This window comes from Moorena sp. SIO4G3 (assembly GCF_010692305.1).
Lineage (GTDB): Bacteria > Cyanobacteriota > Cyanobacteriia > Cyanobacteriales > Coleofasciculaceae > Moorena > Moorena producens_A.
Genome location: NZ_JAAHIG010000386.1, coordinates 1 through 8,030 on the forward strand (window position 1 = coordinate 1; position 8,030 = coordinate 8,030).

Sequence of the window (8,030 nt, forward strand, 5' to 3'; positions counted from 1 at the left end):
TTCTCACGCGTTACTCACCCGTCCGCCACTCCCCCGAAGGGGCGTTCGACTTGCATGTGTTAAGCATACCGCCAGCGTTCATCCTGAGCCAGGATCAAACTCTCCATGGTACTCAAGTTGTTTTTTTTCTCTTCACCGGACTCTCAGTCAACCCTTACAGTTAACTTTGAACCAGTTCGGAATTTTAGGTTTTAGTTTTGGTCAATCTGTCCTATAATGAGTTCAGATTAACCTGAAAATTTCTTGACGAGTAGCGACCGTATATTGGCTCTCAAACTATAGATTTTTCTTGGTTCGGGGCGGTGCGGTGCGCTTGGCTTTCCTCATCGCCATTTACTAATGTAAAGGGTAAAAAAGCGTTTGTCAACCTAAACCCGAAACTTTTTTGGGGATAAATCCTTGAAGCCTATATATGGCAATGGTTTGGTAATTTTAAAAATTTTTTTTTGACTCCATTTCGGAGGTCTGATCACGGGAAGAGGGTGAAGCTTACGGAGGTAGGTTCGTTAGAGTTGGGTCGGGAGTCGGGAGTCGGGAGCGGTGCTACCCGTGACGAATTTAATTCGACGAGTGTAAGCGCACGCCCTGGGAGTCGGGAGAATTATTTCGGGAATTCTTGTATATCTTAGATACATACCTGGTGACGGGCTTATCTGTCGATCCTGCCTGTAAGTGCGGATTGGGATAACTGCTCCGATGCTCCTGAGTGAAACGGAAAATTTACCTGGATTTACGGTAATTGTCCAGGATTAATCGGTAAGTAGTGGCTGTTCCCATTCAGAGGCAAGATTAGTGAAGAGCCCTTTGCACTGGCACCATGAAATCCATTGTTGAACAACTTACTAAACTAGCTCTGACAAGGCATTTGCGCCAGAATAAATTATAGGGATGCAAGGTGGTCTTGGGGAGAAAATGGCTTTATTACAGGGTTTAACCCATTAGCAACTGGCCTGGTTTCCACGGGGCTGGAGAGCGATGCAGAGGTGCGACCCGTGGCGAATTTAATTCGCCTACGGAAAGCGCACCTAAGCCTTCACGCGGGGGTTCCCCCCATGAGCGACTGCATCAAGACAGGTCCGTTTACTTAGTGTTTTTGTTCGTGCAGCCTCTCCAAAGGAGAAAGGAGAATCACGGCGTAACCTATATAGCCCCTCCCAACTCCCCTTTTGCATCAAGAAATGTCTTGGCCATAAGTTACCGTTACTAAACACTGGAGGTGTCAGTGAATTTTCAATCAGTTATTGCAACATTGAATCAATTCTGGGCAAAACATGGTTGCTTGATTGCCCAGTCCTACGATACAGAGAAAGGAGCAGGGACCATGAGTCCTCATACATTCTTGAGAGCTATTGGTCCAGAACCCTGGTCAGTTGCTTATGTTGAACCATGCCGAAGACCCACCGATGGACGCTACGGCGAAAACCCGAATCGCTACCAGCACTACTACCAATACCAAGTACTGATCAAGCCGTCACTGAATAATATTCAAGACATTTACCTAGATTCCCTCAAAGCTTTAGGGATTTGTCCTGAAGACCATGACATTCGGTTTGTTGAAGACAATTGGGAATCTCCTACCCTGGGGGCTTGGGGAGTTGGCTGGGAAGTCTGGTTAGATGGCATGGAAATTACTCAATTTACCTACTTCCAACAGTGTGGTGGCATTGATTGTCGTCCTGTACCCATTGAGATCACCTATGGTTTGGAACGATTAGCGATGTATCTCCAGGAAGTAGAGGCTTTTACTAAAATCCAGTGGAATGACCAAATTAGCTATGGAGATGTTCACCTTCAGGGAGAAGTTGAACAATGTACTTATAATTTTGAATCCTCTAACCCAGATTTACTGTTCACGCTATTTGGTCTTTATGAGCAAGAGGCAGAACAACTCAGCACACGAGGACTTGTTATGCCTACACTAGACTACGTTCTGAAGTGTTCTCACACGTTCAACTTACTGGACGCTAGGGGTGTGATTTCAGTGACTGAGCGCACTCGTTATATCGGTAGAATTCGCAATCTAGCCAGGCGAGTGGCTCAACTCTATTTGCAACAACGGGAGATGTTAGGGTTCCCGCTCAATAAACAGACCATAGCTTGAATCTAGAACACAAAAAGATGGAAAACACCTCCCGTCTCTATAATAAAGCCTATCGGTATTAGGGGTTTTGGGAGCCTGACAGGACACGGATGTCGCGCCAAATTTGAGTAGCTGCTAATGCTCCATCGGCAGCAGCAATGACAACCTGATTCAGTCCTACCTTTAAATCACCAATGGCAAAGATACGAGGATGGGAAGTGCGGGCCATCTTATCTGTAACCAGATTCCCTCCCTTCTTCTCCAGATCAAATGTGTCTAGATATTCGGCATGGTATTTGGAGCCCATGGAAATCAAGCCAGCTTCCAACTCAATTACTCGACCATCAGTTAATTCCACTCCAGTCATCTGATGGTCTTCCCCTAAAAATTGCTCAACTGGGATTTCTATGATTTCATAACCCTGTTGTTGTATTTTTTGTCGCAATTCATCGTTTACCTCGAACAATCCTTGGGTAAATAAAGTAATTTCAGAAGTAAACCAACCCAGAGGAAAAACAACTTCCGCATTACCTGCAGTGCTGGCAAATACCCCTACCTTTTTATCAGCCATTTCATAACCATCACAAATCAGACAGACATGGAGGTTATAACCTGCGTATTCATAGACATTTCGCATATTCTCCAAGGCTGGTAAATAGTCAATAATCCCACTATCAGCAATCAGGTATTTAGATCGAAAGGTATAGTATTCACTATTGTTTCTACCGACTTTTACTCGCACAGCAAAGGTTTCACCCTCATCAATTACTTCTTCGACAAAAGCATCTAGTGAATCGCCACCGATAGACAAATAATGCTCTTTACCTTGTCTGAGAACAGAACGACCAGGGGTATCGGGAGGTAAACCCAGGTAGTTGTGTAGTTCCTGCATCCAAAAAGAGCGCGCTTTACCTTTATCGATAATCAAAGTATTGAGTAAGTAACGCTGGAGATAGATTCCAGCAGAGAGACCTCCTGCGCCACCTCCCACAATAATGGTGTCGTAAATTTTGTCAGTGGATTCTTGAAGATTTTGTTTTTTGAGTTTCATGATCTTACCTCTGTAGTGATTTGGAATAAAAACTCTCAGGATGGAAGTTGAGGTTAATTCAAATGTCCTGTTTTGACGTAAATTAAACAGCCTTCTTTACTAAAGGGAGTATGAGTACTGCCATGAGGATTACGTATCCAAGTTCCTTTAGGATAAGTTCCATGTTCATCTTCAAACACCCCGTCAATTACATAAATTTCTTCTCCACCAAAATGACTATGGTGTTTAAAAACAGTTCCAGGTTCCCATTTAACTAGAGCAACATTCTCTGTACTATGAGTATGTAAGGGCATTACCTGTAATCCTTTAACTAAACCTGGAACCCAAGAATTGTTAGTTGTATCGATTACTACTCGCTCTTGATCGTCAGGAGACATTTGCCATAGTTTAACCAGAATCGTACAACCTGATTCACTCTTAGGAGTATGGCTTGAATCTACGGGATTGCGGACATAAGTACCAGGGGGATAATCTCCTTTTTCATCAGAAAATATGCCCTCTAAAACCATAAATTCTTCACCACCACCATGAGTATGAGCAGAAAAGAAACTACCAGTTTCATAGCGAACCAGAGAGGTGGCTCTGGCTACTTCGTCTCCATCCCTTTCCAACATCCGACGCTGTACACCGGCCATAGGAGAATCAACCCAAGGTAGCTCTTCGCTATAGACAACAACTCGTTGACTTAAATCTGCATGAATCTGCATGGCAACCTCCTGACATTATGTTTATTGTTGGAATCTCTAATTATTGCCTGAGATTTCTAGTAAGATCACCTGTCCGACTACTTAGATTCTTATTTTTTTGGGCGGGCTGTCCCAACCAGTGTGAGCCCGTGGGTGGTGCCTTACGGGACCGGCTGTCCTAACACTGGCTACCGATAAAATCAGGGTGAGCCCAAAGAGTGGTGCGTTACGGGGGGGACTATCTCAACGCTAGCTACGAGGCGAAAAATAAGGGCAAGTCCCCCCCTAACGCACCCTACGCACTGACTACTTAGGGCCATTAGAGCGAGCGAAGTTGCGAATGTAATTAGCAATCAACTCTAGATCTTCCTCAAGGGCAAAATGACCGGTATCTAGGATATGGAATTCGAGGTTTTTGAGATCTCGCTTGTAGGGATGGGCTCCTTCTTGCGGAAAAATGTAGTCACCTTTTCCCCAAACAATTAGGGTTGGAGGTTGAAACTGACGGAAATAGTCTTGCCATTTCGGGTATAGGGTCGGGTTAGTACCGTAGCTGTAAAACAGTTCTAATTGAATTTCTTTGTTGCCAGGACGGTCGAGCAAATATTGGTCGTGGAACCAATTGTCTGGAGCAATGGTTTCTGGATTGCGAACTCCATTAGTGTATTGCCACTTAGTCGATTCGAGGGTTAAAAAATCCGCTAGAACTTGAGCATTTTCAGGAGTTTTGTCCTGCCAGTAAGCCTTGAGTGGTTCCCAAAAATCTCGTAAACCTTCCTCATAGGCATTACCATTCTGCACAATCAGCCCTAGCACTTTGTTGGGATATTTGCTGGCTAGACGGTAACCTACTGGTGCGCCATAGTCCATCAAATAGAGAAAGTATAGTTGTAAATCTAATTTAATCGTCAACTTTTCGACGATATCTGCCAATTTATCAAAGCTATAGTCAAATTCATCAACCTTTGGCATGGAACTAGCACCAAAACCAGGATAATCTGGGGCAATCAGGTGGAATTCGTCTGCAAGGGCGGGAATTAGATTGCGGAACATGTGCGAAGAAGTAGGAAATCCATGTAACAAGAGGATGGTAGGGGCATTTTTGGAGCCAGCTTCCCGATAGAAAATATCAATTCCATCAATCTCAATAGTTTTGTGCATTGTGGTGTTTAGGTTAGTCATGATGAATACCTTCCTTGGTGATAATTGATTGAGTTTTTACAGTTCAAACTAGATGAGGAGAGCTTCAATTTGAGGGGAAAAGTTGAGCTAGTTGTTTCTCTAACTCCTGAAGGCGAGCTTCTAGGGGAGCTTTCATTTGGGCAAATTCTTCTTCTGAATAACGAATCGGAATATGTTGGGGACAATTCCAGTCAAATGCCTCGACTTTAATTATGAATACTCCTCCCAATTCTGCCTGATAATTAGGATCTGCTAATTGATTGAGCAGTTGTGGGTCGTTATCAATAACTTGAGCCCGTCCCCAAATCTTTAATCGGCGACGGTGAGCGTAATCCATCAAAAATAGAAAAACGCGATCGCTTTCAGACAAGTTACCGACACTGATATATTGGAGATTTCCTTGAAAATCCACAAAACCCAAGGTTTTATCGTCCAGAACTTTTAGGAATCCTTTGGACCCTCCACGAAACTGGATGTAAGGCCAACCGTTACTGTTGACCGTACCCATATAGAAACTATCCCGTGCAGCGATAAATTCTGTTTCTTTAGCTTCTAGCAAAAGAAGCCCCACATCTCAATGCGCAGCATGAGTGTTTAAAGTTACCGATAGATAGGGTCGCCTTTATGGTTAGTCGGTCATGGGTAAAAGGGTTAAAACTTTGCCGATTTTGGCGACCCTATCTATCGGTTTCGTCTTATGGGATGAATTTTGCGCTCTTATTGCATGGAATAAGGAAACAATTACAATTGAAGATCGTCTATAATAGATCTAGTAGGGAAAATAAATTAAGAGCTAACCGCCACCTACGTTCCTAAAAAATAGAACTTATTGTATGGTTCCGGTGCGGAGGGGCATCCCGTGTCGTTAATAAAGCTTGTCGAGTATCCGAACCGTTGGGTGGAGTTGGCAAGAAGCCCACACTGAACCGATAGGTCAGTGTGGGAGTATGTCACCAGTCAGAGTATCTGCGCTAATGCCTCGTTTGGCGAATTGGTCATAAATTTCCCGAGAGCCGTAGCGGGTTTGAGCGTTTTTGACTCCAGGGGTAAAAGCAATATTGGTAAATTGTCGTGCCATCAGAAATCCCCTTATTTATCTAGACCGGTTTTTATGTAGACCGGTCTGTATATTTATAGGTTAATAGACAGGTCTGTATAAAGTCAAGGATTTTCCGCTGATTTTTTTTGTAAAGTTTTGTTAAGCAGTGCCCGATAGTGACAGGACACTGAGGAGGGGAAAGTGTTAGTCTAAAATAGACAGACTTGTCTATTTAAATCGGATTCAGTAACCATGAGCAAATTGACTTCATCTCGGACTTCATCTCGTAAACCAGTTCGCGATCGCATTTTAGAGAAAGCCTCTGAGCTCTTTTACCAAGAAGGTATTCAGAATGTAGGGATTGATCGCATTATTTCTGAGTCTGGTGTGGCTAAGATGTCACTTTACAACCACTTTAAATCGAAGGATGCTCTGATTGAAGCATTCCTACGACAGCGGGGCGAGTCCTGGCGTGCCTGGTTTATAGAAACTGTTGCCCAACATAGTTCAGATCCCAAAGAGCGTCTATTAGCAATCTTTGATGTGCTTCAATTATGGTTTTCGGCTCCAGATTTTCGTGGCTGTGCTTTCATTAACGCTACTGTAGAGTTGGCCAAGCCCAAGCACCCAGGTTATCAGGCCGCTTTGGAGCACCAACAAGCGGTTTATGCCTATATTCTGGATCTGGCTCAGGCTGCAGGCATTACTGATCCTGAATTATTGGCTCGACAGTTTTTACTGCTTGTGCAAGGCTCAATTGTGGTGGCGATGATGGAGGGAAACTCGATAGCAGCAGCACAAGCAAAAACTGTTGCTTCAGCATTATTAGGGAGAAGGGAATAGGGAGTAGGGAGTAGGGAGTAGGGAGTAGGGAAGAGGAAAATGGGATACTAAGCATTGAGTCGTTATGCGATCGCACTGGTTTGTGGAGGGTTGAGGGTCAATCAAACAAACCGTTGCGTCAATGGTGTAGATTAAATCAAGATCAACTATGACCTAGTCAACTATCTAGTTGTCATAGCCACCAGCACTCCCAGTAATTCATCCACAGGTGTTAGATAGCGGTCATTAAGATCCACCATCGCCTTGCCTTCTGGTGTCAGAGCCAGGAATCGCCATACTTGTCCGGTCGTAACAGTTCCATATACTGTTCGCTCAGCCATTTCTGGCTCTTTTTGGTTAACCAATCGAGCTGCATACATCGTAGCCAAGCATTGAGGCAGTCCCTCATTAATATTTTCGTTTTTTGCCTCTACCACTACCACCACTGGAGCTTTGATGGTTAACTTATCTGGGTTGTCAGTAAGGATGAAATCAAAAAATCCAGTAAGTCCCTGTGCTGGGTCTACATTAAAGTTTTTTCCAGAAAACAGACTAATAGGAGGGTTGATGACTGTAATTTCACTTAAAATAGGAGCGATCAGATATTCAGAGCGAGCTTTTTCAGTATTGATAGCAGTTGCTAGTGGCACAAAGCGTCTGAGAGCTTCCTGAAGAAAGTCACTGGGGGAAATTGGGTCTGCTTGAATCAGAGATGGGACAGCTTCTAGCATATCAATCCCTAGAGAAGCTAGTGTGTCTAGAGATTTAAAATCACTATAAGACATTCACATCTCTCCTAGGTTTGAAAATTGACACTTGTTACTTGAAACTTGTCAAGGGTCAATTTTCAAGTAATACTTAACACTTAACAAGTAATAATAATTCAGCCAAATAATCGATAATTCCTGGAAATAATACCGAATTGTTTGGCTGCTCAAGCTCTAATTAATAGGTAATTAACCTGAACTGATACCCTAAAAATTACTAACTCAGAAACGCAAGGTACTAGACTTGGTGTAGCTTTCGTCCCCCGCCCCAAGCACGGTAGGGCTGTTTCAAACTTTAATAAGTTAACGATTATTGGAGATAGGGGGATAGGGGGATAGGGGGATAGGGAAATAAACTAAAATTTCCCGAAAAATCCGCCAATTTAGTCATTAAAATCTGACA

Annotated in this window: 10 protein-coding genes and 1 rRNA gene; 2 read left to right on the top strand and 9 right to left on the bottom strand. The window is 43.5% G+C overall.

The window, feature by feature from the left end:
• Together F6J99_RS37380 and F6J99_RS37385 are read right to left on the bottom strand one after the other, a co-directional pair.
• Positions 1-110: ribosomal RNA gene (locus F6J99_RS37380) — 16S ribosomal RNA — on the bottom strand; the annotation flags it as partial.
• A 396-nt stretch (positions 111-506) separates the two neighbouring features.
• Entirely contained in the window at positions 507-635 is a 129-nt protein-coding gene (locus F6J99_RS37385; protein WP_293054514.1) for a hypothetical protein, read from the bottom strand.
• A 587-nt stretch (positions 636-1,222) separates the two neighbouring features.
• Here F6J99_RS37385 and glyQ point away from each other — a divergent pair.
• Entirely contained in the window at positions 1,223-2,101 is an 879-nt protein-coding gene (glyQ, locus tag F6J99_RS37390) for a glycine--tRNA ligase subunit alpha (RefSeq protein WP_075900737.1), read from the top strand.
• A gap of 58 nt (positions 2,102-2,159) precedes the next feature.
• Here glyQ and F6J99_RS37395 read toward each other — a convergent pair whose 3' ends face one another.
• The 5 genes from F6J99_RS37395 to F6J99_RS37415 all read right to left on the bottom strand — a co-directional run bounded on the left by F6J99_RS37395 (position 2,160) and on the right by F6J99_RS37415 (position 6,077).
• Positions 2,160-3,131 (bottom strand): NAD(P)/FAD-dependent oxidoreductase, encoded by a 972-nt coding sequence (locus tag F6J99_RS37395; protein ID WP_293120872.1) that lies wholly within the window; start codon positions 3,129-3,131, stop codon positions 2,160-2,162.
• A gap of 53 nt (positions 3,132-3,184) precedes the next feature.
• Positions 3,185-3,838: a cupin domain-containing protein gene (locus tag F6J99_RS37400; RefSeq protein ID WP_293120874.1), complete on the bottom strand. Its 654-nt coding sequence runs from the start codon at positions 3,836-3,838 to the stop codon at positions 3,185-3,187.
• A 285-nt stretch (positions 3,839-4,123) separates the two neighbouring features.
• Positions 4,124-4,999: an alpha/beta hydrolase gene (locus F6J99_RS37405; protein WP_293120876.1), complete on the bottom strand. Its 876-nt coding sequence runs from the start codon at positions 4,997-4,999 to the stop codon at positions 4,124-4,126.
• Between the two features lie 64 nt (positions 5,000-5,063).
• A complete protein-coding gene (locus F6J99_RS37410) occupies positions 5,064-5,558 on the bottom strand; it encodes a pyridoxamine 5'-phosphate oxidase family protein (RefSeq protein ID WP_293120878.1) in 495 nt (164 codons plus the stop codon).
• Between the two features lie 375 nt (positions 5,559-5,933).
• On the bottom strand, positions 5,934-6,077 hold the full coding sequence (locus tag F6J99_RS37415) for a hypothetical protein (protein WP_293120880.1): 144 nt from the start codon (positions 6,075-6,077) through the stop codon (positions 5,934-5,936).
• A 213-nt stretch (positions 6,078-6,290) separates the two neighbouring features.
• Between F6J99_RS37415 and F6J99_RS37420 the strand changes: the two genes are divergently transcribed.
• A complete protein-coding gene (locus F6J99_RS37420; RefSeq protein WP_293120882.1) occupies positions 6,291-6,881 on the top strand; it encodes a TetR/AcrR family transcriptional regulator in 591 nt (196 codons plus the stop codon).
• Here the strand turns inward: F6J99_RS37420 and F6J99_RS37425 are convergent.
• Both F6J99_RS37425 and F6J99_RS37430 read right to left on the bottom strand, forming a co-directional pair.
• A complete protein-coding gene (locus F6J99_RS37425) occupies positions 6,864-6,986 on the bottom strand; it encodes a hypothetical protein (RefSeq protein ID WP_293120884.1) in 123 nt (40 codons plus the stop codon). The genes F6J99_RS37420 and F6J99_RS37425 overlap by 18 nt on opposite strands.
• A 56-nt stretch (positions 6,987-7,042) precedes the next feature.
• Positions 7,043-7,645: a hypothetical protein gene (locus tag F6J99_RS37430; protein ID WP_293120886.1), complete on the bottom strand. Its 603-nt coding sequence runs from the start codon at positions 7,643-7,645 to the stop codon at positions 7,043-7,045.
• Positions 7,646-8,030 lie beyond the last annotated feature (385 nt).

Coding starts and splice junctions, on each gene's coding strand:
- F6J99_RS37430 (WP_293120886.1), bottom strand. CDS start 7,645: ATGTCTTATAGTGATTTTAAATCTCTAGACACACTAGCTTCTCTAGGG.
- F6J99_RS37395 (WP_293120872.1), bottom strand. CDS start 3,131: ATGAAACTCAAAAAACAAAATCTTCAAGAATCCACTGACAAAATTTAC.
- F6J99_RS37385 (WP_293054514.1), bottom strand. CDS start 635: ATGTATCTAAGATATACAAGAATTCCCGAAATAATTCTCCCGACTCCC.
- F6J99_RS37400 (WP_293120874.1), bottom strand. CDS start 3,838: ATGCAGATTCATGCAGATTTAAGTCAACGAGTTGTTGTCTATAGCGAA.
- F6J99_RS37415 (WP_293120880.1), bottom strand. CDS start 6,077: ATGGCACGACAATTTACCAATATTGCTTTTACCCCTGGAGTCAAAAAC.
- F6J99_RS37405 (WP_293120876.1), bottom strand. CDS start 4,999: ATGACTAACCTAAACACCACAATGCACAAAACTATTGAGATTGATGGA.
- F6J99_RS37420 (WP_293120882.1), top strand. CDS start 6,291: ATGAGCAAATTGACTTCATCTCGGACTTCATCTCGTAAACCAGTTCGC.